The 17,109-nt window shown below is 54.0% G+C and carries 9 protein-coding genes; all 9 read right to left on the reverse strand.

Annotated elements, in window-relative coordinates:
• Nucleotides 1–33 precede the first annotated feature (33 nt).
• From AB4Z23_RS19335 to AB4Z23_RS19375, 9 genes are read right to left on the reverse strand one after another with little or no spacing between them, the layout of a single operon-like run.
• The gene (locus AB4Z23_RS19335; protein WP_112355135.1) at nucleotides 34–1,074 is read right to left on the reverse strand and encodes a hypothetical protein; all 1,041 of its coding nucleotides are present in this window, start codon (nucleotides 1,072–1,074) and stop codon (nucleotides 34–36) included.
• Nucleotides 1,075–1,119: 45 nt separating this feature from the next.
• Nucleotides 1,120–2,046 (reverse strand): class I SAM-dependent methyltransferase, encoded by a 927-nt coding sequence (locus AB4Z23_RS19340; RefSeq protein WP_113048286.1) that lies wholly within the window; start codon nucleotides 2,044–2,046, stop codon nucleotides 1,120–1,122.
• A complete protein-coding gene (locus tag AB4Z23_RS19345) occupies nucleotides 2,024–2,995 on the reverse strand; it encodes a glycosyltransferase family 2 protein (protein WP_113048285.1) in 972 nt (323 codons plus the stop codon). The genes AB4Z23_RS19340 and AB4Z23_RS19345 overlap by 23 nt, the downstream gene beginning before the upstream one ends.
• Complete coding sequence (locus tag AB4Z23_RS19350; RefSeq protein ID WP_112355138.1) at nucleotides 2,992–4,329, reverse strand: glycosyltransferase family 4 protein; 1,338 nt, start codon at nucleotides 4,327–4,329, stop codon at nucleotides 2,992–2,994. The genes AB4Z23_RS19345 and AB4Z23_RS19350 overlap by 4 nt, the downstream gene beginning before the upstream one ends.
• 13 nt (nucleotides 4,330–4,342) lie before the next feature.
• Nucleotides 4,343–5,647 (reverse strand): capsule biosynthesis protein, encoded by a 1,305-nt coding sequence (locus AB4Z23_RS19355; RefSeq protein WP_441360627.1) that lies wholly within the window; start codon nucleotides 5,645–5,647, stop codon nucleotides 4,343–4,345.
• The gene (locus tag AB4Z23_RS19360; protein ID WP_112355140.1) at nucleotides 5,611–7,218 is read right to left on the reverse strand and encodes an LTA synthase family protein; all 1,608 of its coding nucleotides are present in this window, start codon (nucleotides 7,216–7,218) and stop codon (nucleotides 5,611–5,613) included. Before AB4Z23_RS19360 ends, AB4Z23_RS19355 begins: the two co-directional genes overlap by 37 nt.
• Before the next feature lie 2 nt (nucleotides 7,219–7,220).
• Nucleotides 7,221–8,009 carry an SDR family oxidoreductase gene (locus tag AB4Z23_RS19365; RefSeq protein WP_112355141.1) on the reverse strand — a complete coding sequence of 263 codons (789 nt, stop codon included), beginning with the start codon at nucleotides 8,007–8,009 and terminating at the stop codon, nucleotides 7,221–7,223.
• A gap of 24 nt (nucleotides 8,010–8,033) precedes the next feature.
• Complete coding sequence (locus AB4Z23_RS19370) at nucleotides 8,034–9,434, reverse strand: aminotransferase class I/II-fold pyridoxal phosphate-dependent enzyme (RefSeq protein ID WP_441360628.1); 1,401 nt, start codon at nucleotides 9,432–9,434, stop codon at nucleotides 8,034–8,036.
• On the reverse strand, nucleotides 9,435–16,862 hold the full coding sequence (locus AB4Z23_RS19375) for a type I polyketide synthase (RefSeq protein ID WP_441360629.1): 7,428 nt from the start codon (nucleotides 16,860–16,862) through the stop codon (nucleotides 9,435–9,437). It abuts the gene before it with no gap.
• Between the last annotated feature and the right edge of the window lie 247 nt (nucleotides 16,863–17,109).

Consider the following 17,109-nt stretch of genomic DNA (forward strand, 5'->3'; position numbering starts at 1 on the left):
GCATGCGCTGGAAATCGCATATTGGAAGAACAGTTATGATTTCGCTCTCTGCTCTGCTTTCCGAATGAAGTGCAACAGAATAAGATCATTTTCAAGCACATGCTCCAGGATCTTGATCTCTCTCAAGATGTTTGCGATTTCAAGGAAAGGTGATCGGACCGGCGAGAAAGCGATGTCATCGCGCGCTATGCCGGTGCTCTCACTAATTGCATCCGCTATGTCGCTATCGGTTTCGTGAGGATCGAAAATTGTGAACTGCGAAAGCGCATCAAGAGCACTAGACACACCATCACGGGATATTTTTTCTGTTGGGTTGGTCGCCACCAGCTGGTGCGTGAACGGTGACTCGAAAAGGGAAAGCACGTCTTTGTGTGCGCTGAGTACCTTTGCCTTAATAGCCTGAGGATCGCTAAAATTGGTGTCCGAGAAGTGCTGCATCGCTGGCTCGAAGAGAATCATGTCACGCTCGGACATGAACTTTAGTGGCCGCTTCTTATGAGAAGCGACAGTCAGGAGCCTTATGGCCAACTCATAGAATGGGTCTCTAAGGGACGTGATTCGTAGGGTTTCATCAGTAAAGTAGCGATGCACCGTCCTGAGCAAAACTCGGCCGCTTACGTAGGTCGACGGTTGATTGACTATCTCCAGCATCTGGCGGACGGTTTCTCCGCCATATAGCTCAGCGCTGCCAGCATGAAATTGGAAGTGGTCCTTCAGACTGTTGTCCAATTCCTTATGCGGCGCGAACTGGGTTTCGAGACGGAACACACGTTTGGGAACGTGTCGGTTGGCGTCATATCTCTGATAGATAACAAAGCCGGTCTCGTCGTCCGCAATGAGAACGTCCGATGAACCTGGGAGCCCTGGCACATTTTCACCGTCCAAGCGGAAGCCAACGACACCTGTGTCGTGGTGGCCATGTTTAAGCGGCCCTTCGAGAAAAACGTTACACGGGAATGGCCCATATGTCTGCGAATTACACGTCACCGTTATGGTCGGCTTCGTGGAAAAGCCATCAGGGATCAAATATCCTTCGATCGTCTCGCCAGTGTCGGAATAGACGTTGAAGTACATTCACTTGGTCCTTTTGCCTCTGCGCGTCTCGTTATCGCTGTTTAATCAGGTCTGGACCTCGGAGTTACCGATCATCTTGCCAGACGCGGCCAGTTGGGCGCCGGAATTCAAACTCGTGGCATTGGATATGGAAAAAGGAACGAACGTGCCTTTCTTCCGCAAAACGACGTCGAAGCTAATCTTTCGAGGCAATGTGTCGATAACTTCCATTTCAAAGTGATCGGCCAGCGCCTCAGTGAAAAGACGCCTGAAAATCTCTGCGCTCGAATTCCACTTGTGGCCGAACTGGCTTTGATCGCCAGCCGCATTCCAGGTATAGCGATAGTCAGGCAATATCAGCCCTATACCACCACCGGGCTTCAGCACACTTCCCCAATGCATTAGCACGGCGACTGGGTCAGATACGTGCTCCAACATGTGCAAGGCGACAATATAGTCTAGGCTCTCTAGCTTGAACGGCAAATCTTCGGGATTGGCAAGAATGGCATCCTTCAAAAATGCGTGGTGTGCGCCGCTCGACCCTTCATCCTCACGCATAATGTCAACGGGCGTCAGATACTCGCTTATCCGCCTGTCCCCGCAGCCAATGTTTATCCCGTTCAATTGTTTCAGCGAATAACCTTTAGGCGCCGCCCGCAAGGCGGCTTCCTCCTCCTGAAGCTTTATCGCAATAGCTTCAGCCGGTGGATAAAGTACGAGCGAGCCTGTTTTCACGGCAAACTCTTCGCGGCTCTCGGGTGTGAAGCAAGACATCATGCGAATGTTCTGCGCATCCGCCATGAAGGAAAAATTGAGCGTTTTGCGAAGATTTTCCTCGTCCTCAGGCGTCATATCGCGTTGGGGCTCGCCGCGGCGACGAACATCTTGCAAGCGCCTGTAGCACTCCAGCGCGAAATTCCGCGCCCACGTTATCATCATCTGAAATCCGTTCTTATTCAAAGGCACCGTGCTAAGACCTAAAAAGCTTTTCATCAAGAGACATACGCCTGGCTAACCAGGCCGGAAAAATTTCATGATTTGCGCCGGCGCAATGGCCAGCAACCAACATCGACCGTTGCAGCGCCCGTCTCAGCCTGTCGCGACGGCGCAACTTTCCATACCGAGGATCAAGATCCTGCGAAAAGGCTTCGATTGTGAATCTGTAAATTGCTTCAAACAGATGGAATGGTGTCGGACTGAGCAGGTAGCCGAAATACTTTCGGAAGTTCCGCGACTCGTCAAACGCACGGCTGAATTGCTCACGCAATCCGTAGTCGTGAGAATGTATCACTACCGCATCGGCACAGTAGGCTTTCTTATATCCTGCTTCTATGACCGCTCTTGCCCAGAGCTGGTCTTCTGCAAATTCCACATCTGGATAAGGAATCGTCTCCCAGACTGACCTTCTCATGAGGGAATTGTTGTCTGAATAAAAATGCATAATCTGGCGCCAGCCCTGTTCGGTCTCGTAGCGCGCCTCGTCAAGCGCCCGACTATGGACTAGCGGCAATTTTCCAAAACCGTCAAAGTGTCGATCAAGATCGTACTTTGTGTAAGGTGATGCGTCATCGCGAGCGACATGCCGGCCGAAAACACCGGCGATCTGCGTGTCGGTCTCCGCAACAGCGACGAGATTTGCGAGCCAAAAATCATCTTTCGGAACAGCATCATGAGTTAGAAACGCAACGAACTGTGAGCTCGAGATACTCACACCGAGGTTTCGGGTCCTACCGTGCCCAAAATCGGATGGTGAAATCTCAATGAGACGAACCGTGTCTAGATTGCGCAGATATTCAGCCGTGCCGTCTTGAGAACCGGAATCGATAACGATGACCTCAAACGGCCATTCTGTTTTCTGGGAAAGCACCCGATCGATAACTTCCGGCAGTATGCGCACCGCGTTCTTCACAGGGATGACGACCGAACATTTCAGATTGTTCATCGTAACTGCTCACTTGATCCATACATGATCCGGTCTTGAATGGCCTTTTCTACCATTCGCGCGGAATTCTCCCAGGAGAGGTCGGCGACGTGGCTTTTACCCGCGAGAGAAAGCTCTTCTCGCTCCTGTTGATTTTTGAGAAGTCGCTCCATGACATCGGCGATGTCAAGCGGATTGGGTTTGGCAAGGGCTATTGTTCCGGCAGGGAAAATCGATGTCACGGTATCCAGATCGAGATCGATTACCGGAAGGCCGCAGGCCATCATTTCCCGATTGACGAGCGAATGATTTGTCGCGGAGAACACAACCCCAAAGGTACTTTCACGGTAAAGCTCTGCGAGCTTTGCTCCATCCAGGATGCCGTGATCGCGATAGGGAAAGCTCACCTGAAGGGGGCCGAGCTTCCACCCAAAGAAGTCGACTTCGAATTCGACACCACGTTCCTTCAGAATTTCAAGAGCCATGAAAGCGAGCTCCACGGCGCGGCGCGGCGTCACCCAGCGGGCATATATAGCAATGCGATTAGTGGGCCTTGATGCTTCCTCGAGACGAGGCGAATAGACGGCGTGATCGTAAGCAAGAGGCCAGTGCATCGACCATTGTCCGTATTTCTGAGACATGATCTTATGAAGCCATTCTCCCGCACAAAGGCAGTCGAAGCCAAAAGAATACGTGGCTTCGGTGAGCAATGCTTCGGTGCCGGCCGGATAGAACAGCGGTTCGTAGTCCTGGACGAAATAGAACTTTCGCCTGAACTTTTCCATCGCCTTCACCGGATAGCAGGTGAAACGATCCGTAGCGATCAGCGCATCGCCAGAGGCCGTGGGAGTTGTGCCGGAGAAAAGTTCGACTTCCCCGGAAAATGGCAGAAAATGGGTGTTTATCGTTTTGAGCGCTTCGCTGCCGCTTTTGTGAACACTCGGATTTTGAACTAGGAAGGCTACATTGTGCCCGAACTTTTCTAGATAGCTTGCGATCCTGAAGATCGTCATGTGCCCACCCGCGCCGGGTTTGAAGTCGGGGATGAGGAATGTGATGTGCATCCGGGTTGGATCGAACGCGTGTTCTGGCGGCAGACCGCCCGATGGCTGGTAATGAACGAACTTATTTATGTGAGCGACCTGCCGCTCTAGGTGGGATTTTTGCACCCCGCCGAAAGCAAATATTCGAGATAAAAGCCATGAAACGCTCGACATTAACAACGAAAAGCAACCCCTTGATACGAATTCTCGAAAAGCCGAGCTCGGCTTTAACAGCAATGCATGACCGCCTCTGATACCCATATCGGCTGTTTCAAACAACTTCAAATAAAGCAGACCGAGAGAATTGTTCAACCAGTGGTGAATATTATACTTTTGGCTTTTCCAACTTGACTGGTTTTCGCCTCAGTCCCCCTCCGCTATCGGCGTTCAGCCTTCCCTCCAAGAGGCGACGAGCTATAGCTCTCGCGGCTGCATCTGCACCATCATAACTGCAGAAATTACCGCGCTCCTGAATTGAGTAGGCGACCAGACGAAAAAATGCCTTCTTTAATGCCTCGTCAGGTTGCCCCTCTGACTGCCAAAAATCATCGATCGCTTCCTGCGCCGTCAGGCCGGGAATGTCATATACCGCTGAGCCAAGGACCTTCGCCCTTATTCCAAGCGTGAGAGCCGCTAGCGCTGCAGTAGAATTGACAGTGACTACGCCACGCGCACCGCTAAAAAGCGCTCCTAAATCGCCGCCATCGAGAAACACGACACGATCGCCGATGCTGAAGCGGTCTGCCGTGGCCTGTACGACCTTTCGCCAGGAAATAAGGCCATTGTCCAGCGGATGTGTCTTGACTGCCAAACGCGCATCTTTGTCCGCTCTCGCTGCGAATGACTGAAGAACCAACTCTATCGCCTCCCTCTGCGAGTTGAAGGGCGAATGCGATCGCAGTTGATAATCTGTCTCCAGCTGAAGCGGATACACGAAATAAGACCCCGGCGACGCCATCAATCGGCGCTGCAAATTGGCGGCCTCACGACTGCGACGGCGCTTGGTTATCAGACGACCTATCCATCCGGCATACTCTCGAAGGGGATGACTTATACCGTGGAAGCGATAGTGGGGATAAAGAAACCATAGAAAAGATGCCGGCAGATAATAGGCGAGATCGAATAGCGCTTCTGCCAGGAAAGTCTGGTTGAACCTGCGCGTCCAGTGCGGCTCAGGAAGGTTCTCCGCCGCCTTGAGGATTGCCGCAGGATCGTTGGGGAAATGGGAATTGGACGATAGCCCATCTCGCTCCACCGTTACCCAATCCGGGCGCAGATACCCCATTTCCACTGCAACGATTGTTGCGCCATAAGCCTTTGCAACCTTGATGGCCTCACGGTGATAAGGCCTCTCCTCACCAAACAGGATCACGGTTTTGATGCCATAGTCCTGGACAAACTGTTGAACGAAGCTGCTCCAGTTCTCCGCGCGGCCCCGATAATTCATGGCACCGCCCCTGCGCCAGAATATCTGGTCTCCGACATTCAGGTTGATGCGGTAACAGGCATGGCCTGCGCGAGTGAGATGGCCAGCCATATTTGAAAAAAGCGGAGACGATGGTCCCTGAAGAAAGAGATACGGTCCCTGAGAGCTCACTTGAACTGCTCCTTGTAGAGATGCGCGTGCCATAACAACGTCTCGAATAGCGTCCACGGCGCCTCGATGCGGGAAGCGGTTACGACATGCTTGGTCTCTTTTGCTTTCGCCAGCGGAACGATGAAATAGTCCGTTCTCGGATCAGGAAAAGGATCGGCGTACTTCTTCAACAGTGGCGCATGGTCGCCGTAAAATGCAAGCCACACCGGGCGATCATATGTGTCGAGTTCCTCAACAAGACGAGCAAGCGCTTCATCTGCTTTTCGCAATAACTCTTTGTAGATCTCGACCGGATCAGTCATGCCCTCGACGCGACCCGGTTCCCAAGGCCCATGATTTGCCATGGAGGCGACGAAAAGCAGAGTGGACTGGTGCCTGTCGACTGTCTTTGCGATCTCCAGAACTTTTTCCGTAAGGCGCATGTCCGAAACGTAGGGTCCGTCGCGACCAGGAACATGATCGAAGCCGTCAAGCATTGTCATTTCGGCAAAGCCCAGGATCGGCATTGCCTTGTGCCTCAGAAAAAAGGTCCGATCATAAGGATGGATGAAGTGCGTATGCCATCCGGCCTTGCGAAGCTTATTTGGCCAAACAATATCCGCGTAGTGCGAAGCGCGAAGATAGGGGTAACTTGCATCTGCGTGGACGTCATCCGGCTGAAGTCCGCTCAAGACCGCAAACTCAGTTCTAAGTGTATATCCCCCTTCGAAAACGCTGATGAGGCGGCCCCATTGTGCTGCCCGCTCCTTCAAAATATCGATCGTCGGCAAATCGAGGTCATCACACCCAACATTTCGCAGGTCCATGAAGGATTCCGATTGCCAAAAAATAACCAGGGGGGATTCACGTGTGGGCTCGCCCAACAAATCGTGGATGACGCCTTGCAGGCCCTTGGTTAGGTCCTCGATAATCGCCTCACGCCGCATGCCGAGCCACATCATGAAATGGTAGCTGACTGAAGCAAAGGTTCCGAACCTCGCCGTGTTGGATTTAACGTTCAAAGTTGTCAGCAGCCTCTGCGCGACTGATGCTGCGAAATGTCCGACCGGCTTTACGAAAAGCAGCAATATTGAGAGACATGGCAAGAGCGCGCCAATCAAAATCCACAGCCAGGCATACTGCGACGGCAGGATGGACGGCTCGAAAATCATAAAGAGGGCCGAGACGCCGAATACGTAAGAAAGCGCCACCAGCCAGAACAGCACGTTGAAATTGGTAGCGTAAAAAATGCTCTTGTATTTGAAGACATCGACAACCAGCGCAATGTCAGAAAAAACGATGGGTTCACGAATAAAAATATATTTCACCCGCGATATGCCGGTGAAAATGACAAAAAAGCTGATTGTTCCCAACCCGCAATAAAGTGGCCGCCACGAGATTGCAAAGAAGATGGAATAGACGAAAAGAATAATCGGAAGCCGAGCGAGGTGTTCGACAAAGATGCGCGCTCGACTATGCAGCAGGCGATTTTGCCTTCGGATTTGCCGAGGCATAGCGAACGGGTCCGTCAGGTAAACGACGATCGCCGAGACAAGAAACGATAGGGCTGCGAGAGCGACTGGATGATCATGATGAAGCGAGATATTGGACAGGTGTGTTTCCATATTCAGGACTGCGATCGCTGCAGGCGCCAGTAAAGCACCGGTTTTATGAATGCGGAAAAATATGAAAGCAGCGTGAGTGCCGCGCCGAAATGTAACTGCGCCGCGCCCCTATCTATGCCCTTTACAATACGATCCGCCACCTTCTCGGCAGGCCATGGTGCAACAGTGCCCATCAAGCGTCTGGCGGGTTCAGGCCTTAATGGTACTTCCTTTTCGTATTGGGGCGTCATCGTATCGGGGGGAAAACTGACACTCACGGCGACACCAGCTTTTGCGACCTCCAATCGTAACGACTCGCCGAAGGCAGAAAGAGCCGATTTAGAAGCACAATAGGCGCTGTAGCCTGGGATACCCAGGAGAGCCGCCCCTGATGACACCAACATAATACGGCCGTTTCCTCTTTTCTTCATGCCTTGGAGGACCGCGCGGACAGCATGCACGCACCCCATAAAGTTGACCGACAGTTGCGCCTCAAATACTGACACGGACTGCTCTTCGAATGCCTGCGGATCGACGCGCCCGGCAGAGGCCACAAGCACGTCGCAAGGACCCTGACGCTCTTCGGCTGCCCTAATCGCCGTTGTCAGCGCCAACTCGTCACTCACATCAGCCGAAGCGAAATATACCGATCTATTCTCCGCAAAACCGGTCCCGGCAATCTCTCTAGCAGCCTCGACTAAAAGCTCTAACCGTCTTGCAATCAACGAAACACGGTAGCCTCTGTTGTAGTAAATCCGAGCAATCTCCAGGCCAATGCCGCTCGAGCCACCCGTTATGATGATGTGAGGCATTAGCCTTTTCCAAATCCGGGCCGGTTAGCTGAATATCTTTGCGACTTGCTGCAAATCGAGATTTCCAAGACCGACGTTACGTTCCACCAGGTCTTTCAGACATTCCGCCGTCATATTGACGGCAGTCTCGATATGATCGCGGGTGTGGTCACTCGTCAGGAAGAAACGAAGACGAGCCATTCCCTCCTGCACGGCGGGATAGATGATTGGGAGGGCATTGATGCCTTCCTTCAACAGCGCGTTCGATAACTCAACGGCACGCAACGAATCTCCAACCATGACTGGCACGACGGAATATCCGCCGCTCGTGCCAGTATCCAAGCCGGCGCGGCGCGCCAAATCGAGAAAAAGGCTTCCATTTTCTCGCAACCGCTCAACGCGCTCCGGCTCGTCCTCCAGGATTGAGAGGCTGGCAAGGGCGCTGCTCGCTAGCACAGGCGGCAAGCCGACGCTATAAACAAAGCCTCCAGCATTTGCCTTTAATATCTGTATCAGAGGTGAACACCCGGCCACATATCCACCGCAGCTTGAAGCGGTCTTGGACAAGGTCCCCATCCATATATCGATATTGCCAGGATCGACCCCGTAATGCTCAAAAGTTCCCCGGCCCCTCTCGCCCAACACCCCGAGTGCATGAGCTTCGTCAACCATCAGCCAAAAGCCAAATTTTGTTCGCAGGCTGACGAGTTGGGGGAGTGGCGCGACGTCCCCGTCCATTGAGTAAACGCCTTCGACAATCACGAGTATGCGATCAAAATCACCCTCAATTCCAGTGAGGATATTTTCGAGATCGGCAATGTCGTTGTGCCGGAAAAAACGACGGGTGGCGCCTGATAGCTTGATACCTGCCAGAACACTGTTGTGGATCAGCTCGTCGTGGATAACCAGGTCCGTTGGGCCTACGACGCAGCTTATGACCGTAGAATTGGTAAGATAGCCGCTGACAAAACAGACCGCAGCTTCCGTCTCATAAATCCCGGCTATCTTTTCCTCCAGTAAGCCGTGCTGCGGCCTTTCACCTGCGACTAGACGGCTTGCCGACGCGGATATGCCAAATTGGCCGATGGCGGCAATTGCAGCTTCATGCACCGCTGGATGGCCGTTCGTCGCCAGATAATCGTAAGAAGCAAAATTGATGACTTCGCGGCCGTCAATGCGGGATGTGGCACCCGCAGCCTTCTCGTGGGAACGGTAGAAAGGGTTATCGACGCCGGCTAGTTCGCTGATTGCCTTTTGCGCCAGGATCTTCCTGTACTCCGGCAGATCCTCGAAGCGCTTGGGAGCCCTCGCCTGCTGCGGAATCCACCTGTTGACGCGTGCAAGCCGGCTCTTACCGGCGACGTCATGTCGATTGCGCATCGCGTCCATGTAGCCCGTGTCCGGCGTTTTCGCAACGCCACCGTCAGCGTCCTCATTATCGATCATCTAAGCCGTTTTCCGTTCCTGCGCGTTGGCTCCATGTTTTTCCGTCAACGTCGTCAAAACTGAAGACATCTCTTGTCCTGCGGCCCTCGCCTCCGTTGAGGTGCTGGACGTCACTTTGTCATACAGCTTTTGCACGATGTCACCGATTGTCGCGCCTTCTCCCATGCCCGAAAATGGAATGTCTATGCCGGTCTTTTGCTGGAAACTTGCACCGAGTTCCATTGCCATGAGGCTATCGAGACCGATGTCTTTCAGAGCCTTGTCGGCCCTGATGCTGTCTTCAGCAACCTTCAGTATCGACGCAATTTCAGCGGCAAGGAACGTATGAAGAAGGCCACTGGCCTCCTCCCTCGACTTGCCGAATATCAAAGCAGAAAGATCGATGCTGTCACCGTCACCTGCGCCGGCATTCGAGATGGCGTTGCGGGGAACTGCCGAAAATAACGGCTGCGCCGTCAACGGCAACGACCCCGCGCTTGCCCAATCAATTTCAGCAACCATAACGACGGCTTCGTCCGTCGTACCGCCAGCCTTCACAAGGATGCGCTCCACGAAATTGAGCGCGCTCGTTGCCTTCATTGCCGACTTTCCAATGCGGCGAGCAAGAATATCATTCACATCGGTGTTGCGTGCCAGGAACCCTGCATCGGAAATCGCGCCGAACCCGGCCGCTAGGGCAGGAAGCCCAGCAGCTCTTCGCGCCCTGGCCAGCCCTTCTAGATATCCATTCGCCGCAACATAGTTGGCTTGCCCTGGATTACCAATCATCGTGGTTGCCGAGGAAAAAAGAAGGAACAATTCGAGTTTGTCTTGGCGAGTTAGGCGATCAAGATTTGCTGCACCCTTTGCTTTAACGTCAATGACCGCTCTATTGCGCTGGCGATCGAGATTTCCAATAAGCCCGTCATCGAGAACCATTGCAGCGTGTACAATGCCCTTAATTGGACCGGTTGAGCGCAGCTTATCGAGCAAGGCACCGAGTGCTACTTCATTCGTGACATCGCACGCATGAACACTTGAGGCTACTCCAGCGGCATTCCACTTCGCCATAGCAGTTAGGGTTTCATCATCCGGAATACCACGTCGGCTGCAAAGAGCCACATGCGACGCTCCCCGTTTCGCAAGCCAGTCAGCAGCAGCAAGCCCGAAGCCCCCAATCCCGCCAACTACGAGATAAACGCCCGAGCTCAGCCCGAGGTATTGCGGTTCGCGTTTTTGAACAGTCTCCCGCATGGCCTGCGGCGGCCGGATAATAATTTTTCCGATATGGCCTGCATTCTGCATGAGGCGAAATGCCGGGCCGGTCTCATCGTAATTGAATGCCCGGTACGGCAGCGGGGCAAGCTTACCGTCGGCAAAGAGCGCCCCCACCTCGCGGAAAATGCGCCGGGTAAGCTCGGGCTCGCTGATCAGAAGCTGGTCAGCGTCGATCCCGAAATATGATATATTCCGTCGGAAAGGCCGGAGGGCAAGTTTGCGGTCGGAATAATAATCCCGTTTCCCGAGTTCCAAAAAGCGCCCAAACGGCTTCAGAAGCTCGAAGCTGCGTTCCATCGCTTCGGCAAAAAGCGAATTCAGGACAAGCTCTACTCCCTTGCCATCGGTCACGCGCAAGACATCACCGACAAAAGCGAGAGAGCGCGAATCGAACACATGGTCGGCACCGAGCAGCGACAGGAAACGTCTCTTCTCAACCGTTCCCGCCGTTGCAATGACCTTTGCGCCGTTAAGTTTGGCGATCTGAAGCGCTGCGAGCCCGACCCCGCCAGCCGCGCCGTGGATGAGGATTGTATCACCCTGGCGGATACGACCCAGTTCCACGAGCGCATAATAAGCCGTGAGAAACGCAACCGGCACGGTTGCTGCAGCGTCTAGATCGACACCGGCCGGAATTCTTGTGACGCCATCTCGCGCCACGGCGACATGCGTTGAAAGCGCCTGCGAAGCGATGCCCATGACCTTGTCACCGGGCGCTAGATCACGAACTCCATCGCCGACAGCAACAATCTTGCCGGACATCTCCATACCGATTGTGGCGCCGGCGAAGCCATCTTCCAGAGCCTCTTCAGGCAGCAGGCCCATCGACCACATAACATCTCGGAAATTCAACCCGGTTGCCGCGACCTTGACGCTGACTTCCCCAGCAGATGGCGCAGGCAGCTTGTTCTCTTCCCAAGAAATTGAATCGATACGCCCGGCAGCGAGCTGGCGGATGGATGCACTTTCGAAATCATTCGTCTTCAAATCTAGATTTGCTGCGTGACCGGGCACAGCCCTCACAACGGAGAGCAGACCGGTTCTCTTATCCTGTACCCACTCCCTGTCGGGTTCACCCGTGGAAAGCAAGGCAAGTACGGCGCTTGAGCGCATCGTATTTCCCGCAGCCGGGTCAAGGAGTAACACCTCGATCTCATCATATTCGTTCTCAAGGGTGCGGACAAATGTCCAAAGCCCGCTTGCGACCGCGTCAGGCGCTGCCGATCCGGCGGGCGAACCGCCTTCGGCAAGTACGACGAGCCGTATCCTTAGTGGCGAGCCAATAACCCGCATGCGTCTCCGTGCAGCCTCTGCGAGAGCGCTGAGAATCTGAACCGAGTCCTGCAAGCTTTCAGACCCACAGCCTCCGCGATAGACCTCAAACACAAATGCCAGTGTGCCTTGCCTTTCAGCCAGATACGCATCGAATGCGGTCTCGGCACTATCGGCGGTCAAAGGAAGCGCATCGAAGTCGGGGAAGGAACCGGCGCTTTGGTGCGCGATTTCTACAATGCTCTCAAACGAGCTCTGGTTGGCGTAAGCCGCAGGACGATGACCAGCGGCCGAAGCCTCGACGAACAGCAACGCACCATCGGCATGGTCTCGCTGCTTCACATTCATGGTGGAGAAGCCGAAATCCTCTAACAGCTGGCCCCACTGATCCTCCGTAGCGAATTGCCCAATTGGGAATTCAGGCGTTACGCTGTTGGAGAACCAGCCATCTGTCAGGCCGAAGATAAAATCCGCAAAGCTGGATGATGCCATATCGACAACGGCGAAGGTTGCGCCGCTCGAAGCGGCAGAGCGCATAATCGCCTGCAAACGTCTGTCGCGGCTCACTTTCCCGAAGGTATCGCCGCTGGCGCTGACAACAAGATCTGCCCTTAATGCGGCAGCGGAGTTTTCGAGGTCCAAACACGAGATGGACGGGTTGCGCTCGAAAGCTATCTCCAGAGTACGACGTAGATGTTCCGAGGACTCAGCAACAGTAAGCGTCCCACCTTTGCGAGCTACCAGCTGTGACAAGCGCTGAGTGAACGCCGGCGATACCGCACAAAGTTCGACGACCGCGAAGCCATCACCCGGTTGAACCTCGCGTAGAGCTGCTTCGACTGCTGACAGGACGTGCGCTTCGCGCTGTCTTGCCAGGGCGGTATGATGCCGAACGTGATCGAGTGTTGCGTCGCTCAGGAACACCGAGCTTTCCGTTTTTTGCAAAGATGACTGACCGGAAATCCGGTCCATCGCCTCCCGGTACACATCGTTGACGAGAACGGCTTCGGCGACCCTGTCTGGAAAGCGCGCATTAATCTGCCTGAGAAGATCGTTAATGGACGGCAGATCACATCGCTCTGGTAGAATCCACCCCTTGTCGGTTGGCTGTGCAATTCCCGCATCCTGGAGCGCATAAAGGCAGCTCGTGAGGTAGCACCTGAATTCCTGATCGCCCGGCAAAAGTGCCAGGGAGACGATGTGCTCCTCATCGGCAAGAAGGTGACCTATGTCAAAAGACGCACGAAGGACTGCGGCATTGAGAATTAGCGTGGCATCCCCAACCGGAGTTGGATCAACTGTTGGCAGATATCCTGCTCCCTCCGCCATGGAGGATTTGGTGGCGGCGGCGAGGTCGATCGTTCCCGGCACCGCTTCATAGTGAAAAGTAACCGTTTCAAGAGTTGCGTGCTGTCGCAGCCACGTTCGCCTGAATCTGCAATCGTCGAGTGACGCAACCAGCGATCCATCGGTAGCGATCAGGTCAATGCGCGACTTGAGGCTATGAGGACTGAAACGCTGTATCTCGATGACAGCGCGCGTTACTGGCTTTTCCGATGATGCAAAGCAGACGGACCCAAATCGCACAGGAATGTAAGGCGCACCGTCTGCCTCACCGGTCAGCGAGCCAAAAAGTGCAACGAGGCCGTGAAACGCAGCGTCGGTAGACACCGGATCGAGCCCATAGCTCAGATATGGATGGACGGGACTGGCGGCCGGCTGTAGTTCAACGACTACATGCTTTCTGTCATGCACCTCAGCCGTTTTGAGGAGCTGAAAACAATCGGCGTAATCCAGGCCGAAACTGCGTGCCGTCTGATAAGCTTCGTCGCCTTCAATTTTGTGGATTTTTCCGTTGGATGGTCGCAGTCTCGCCGCACCCAACTGATCCGCCGGCTTACGGCTGCGTGCAGTGGCGTGTGTTGTCCAATCATTGTCGCTCAGATATTCGCGTGACGCAATTTCGATAAAACCGGTCTCTGGCGAAAGCCTGGTGGATAGTTCGACAATTTTCGTCTCGCGCAATTCGAGCGGTCGGAAGATTTCAAGATTAGTAATCTCGACTTCCTGAGCACCAAAAAACTGCCGCGCAGCCTGGACTGCGATCTCAATGAACGCGCTGCCAGGCAAAATGGATTTTCCGTCGACGACATGCCCCGCCAAGTCGGGAAACAGCTGTGCGTCCAGATGGTTCTTCCAGACGGAGGAATTTGGATCGTTGCGCCAACCCAGAAGGGTGTAGCCGCCATCAGCGCCATCACGGCCGAAAAGATTAATCCCGTCCGTCGTCGGCGTCGTGCGGTAGCTCACCGTTTCGAAAGGAATTGCCGGCAGATCGATCGCTGGCACGCACTCATTTCTCTGTTGGGCGCTGACACCATGCGCGACGGCGCGCAGTGCAATGGTTGTAACGGGATCGGAACCCGCTTCCCGGCCAGACCGACTGAGCGTCGGCAATACCGCGGCAGCTGCGGATTGCTGCTTTGCAGTTTCGATCACATAGTTAGATAGAATTGGCCGGGGCGAAATTTCGAGAAAGAGATTGCATCCCTTTGCAACAGCAAGACTAACCGCTGCCTCAAACGCGATTGGCTCGCGCACATTTCTCCACCAGTAATCCGCGTCAAGTTCATCGCCTTCCATCTCTGTTCCGGTGACAGTTGAAATGAAGACTGTGTGGCCGGACTTCGGTGTAAGCTTGGGGATATCCCGGAGAAACGCCTCCCGCTCACTGTCGATGATTGGGTGGTGAAACGGATAATCGATATCGAGGACATGCACCACATGGCGTGACATCTGCGAAAGAGACTTGAACTGACGAACGTCTTCGACAGGACCGGAAATGGTCACGGAATTATGCGCATTCACACCGGCTACGACGATGTTGTCGAGACCGTGCTCCTTCGCGAAAGCAAGCGCCGACGCCTCCGACATGACGGCAGCCGCCATGGCACCTTTGCCGGCAAGTGAATGCTGGTGTCTGGACCGGATTGCGACAATCGCAACCGCGTCCCTTGCCGTCAAAATGCCCGCCGCGTAAGCAGCTGCCACTTCACCAACGGAATGACCAAACACAACCTCAGGCTTGATACCCTTTTCAACCAGGCAATCCGTCAGTGCGGCCTGCACGGCAAACAGCAATGGCTGCGCCACGCGAGTATCTCGCAGGTCCTGCTCAAGATCAACAGATCCTATCAGTGCCGATAGATCGAGACCGACCTGGCTTACGAACATCTCGCTAAAGGCATCGAACTTCGCCCTGAACGCGGCATTTGCCTGATAGGCGTCCAATCCCATTCCTGCCCATTGGGATCCATTCCCCGCATAGACGAACGCCGTTTTAACGTCCCGGCCTGGCACTTCGCCAACCTGAGCCTGATCAGCTTTTCCTTCCTGCAAGTAGGATGATATCACGTCTGCTATATCGCCGGAATTGGCGCCAAGGGCAGCAAAGCGATGTCTGAGCGACATATCATGGGTGGCGGCAACAATCGCCTCGACCTCGTCATCGTCGGATGACGAGAGCCGAGCGTCATAGTCGCGAAGCAGCGATTGAAGTGCCGATGGAGTGTGCGCGGAAATAACAAACATTCCGCTGAACGGCACGGCAACTTCGACTGCCCGTTTTGGAGGGTCCGAAATGACCACGTGAACGTTTGTACCGCCGAATCCAAAGGAATTAATCCCGGCAAGTCGGCGCTTGTCACTCCGCTCCAGTGCGCGCGTGGATCGGTTCACTTCAATATTTAAATCTTCGAAATTAACGTTCTGGTTGAGTACATCGGCATGAAGCGATGCCGGCAAGACATCGTTTTCGAGCGCCAATATCGCTTTTATAAGGCCAAGTATACCCGATGCCGGTTCTGCGTGTCCAATATTGGACTTGATCGAACCGATTGGCAGCGGCTTGGCGCGGCCTTTCCCGAGGACTGTCCCGATGGCCCACAGCTCTGCCGGATCACCAACCTTGGTGCCCGTGCCATGCCCCTCAATAAAAGCCAGATCGTTTGGATCAATTCCATTTTCGCCGTAGATCGAGCTCAAGAGCTCCGCCTGCGCTTCCTTCGATGGCAGTGAAATGCCGTTCGTTCTGCCTGCAGAATTTACGCCGGTCGAGAGAAGCGTTGCGTAGCTGCGGCCTCCCTCGCGAGCAACTCGGTCGGCACGCCGCAGCACGACAGAGCCAGCACCTTCCGCACGGACGTATCCTTCGCCATTTTCGGCATATGCCCTGCAGAGACCTTCCGGTGAGAGCATCCTAGCCTGAGAGAAGCCAATGAACGAAAAAGGGTGCAACAAGAGATTGACGCCACCCACAATTGCGGTGTCGATTTCGCCATTTTCAAGAGCTCTTCTTGCCTGATGAAGTGCGACCAGCGATGAAGAACACGCCGTATCAATTGTCATACTTGGGCCTTGCAGACCAAAGATATGGGAGATTCTGTTCGATATGATCGACAGCGTGTTGCCGGTCATGAAGTGAGGGCTTCCAGAGGCGGGATCAGCAACCTGAAGATTGCCACTGTCTAGCGACGAGGCCCCGATGTAGATTCCGACCCTTTCGCGCGCGAGGAGCGGCACATCTATCCTAGCGTCCTCAAGAGCGCGCCACACCGTTTGAAGCAAAATTCTCTGCTGCGGATCCATCTGCGCAGCCTCACGCGCCGATAGACCGAACAAGGCAGGATCGAACCCATAAACGTCATCGATAACGCCGGCCGAAAACGTGTAAGCTTTCCCTTGGACACTTCTTGCAGGGTGCCAGAATCGCGCCATATTCCAACGGTCACTCGGTATCGAAGTAACTGCACACCTTTCTTCTTTCAGAAGAAGAAGCAATTCCTGTACATTAGCAACAGAGGGAGCAATACATGCGCGCCCAAGTATTTCGACAGCCATAATTCATCCATTTTAGGGCCAAGCGCGTCGAGCGCTCGCTCAGACCTTATCTAGCCCGGAAAACAAAAAGATTTGCAACTCCTCGTAGCGCCAAACAAGTTATTAATTTGCGGCAGAGACATTTATTGGTCGTGAACAGTTGCCAGTTGAATTCCTGATGCCAAATTTTCATCGCACTGCAAAGGTTTTTTTTGCATAAGCGCCCAGCAGGCTAGCCACCATTAACGTTTTCTTGCTATTGGGATCG

The organism is Agrobacterium sp. MCAB5 (assembly GCF_052114365.1).
Lineage (GTDB): Bacteria > Pseudomonadota > Alphaproteobacteria > Rhizobiales > Rhizobiaceae > Agrobacterium > Agrobacterium tumefaciens.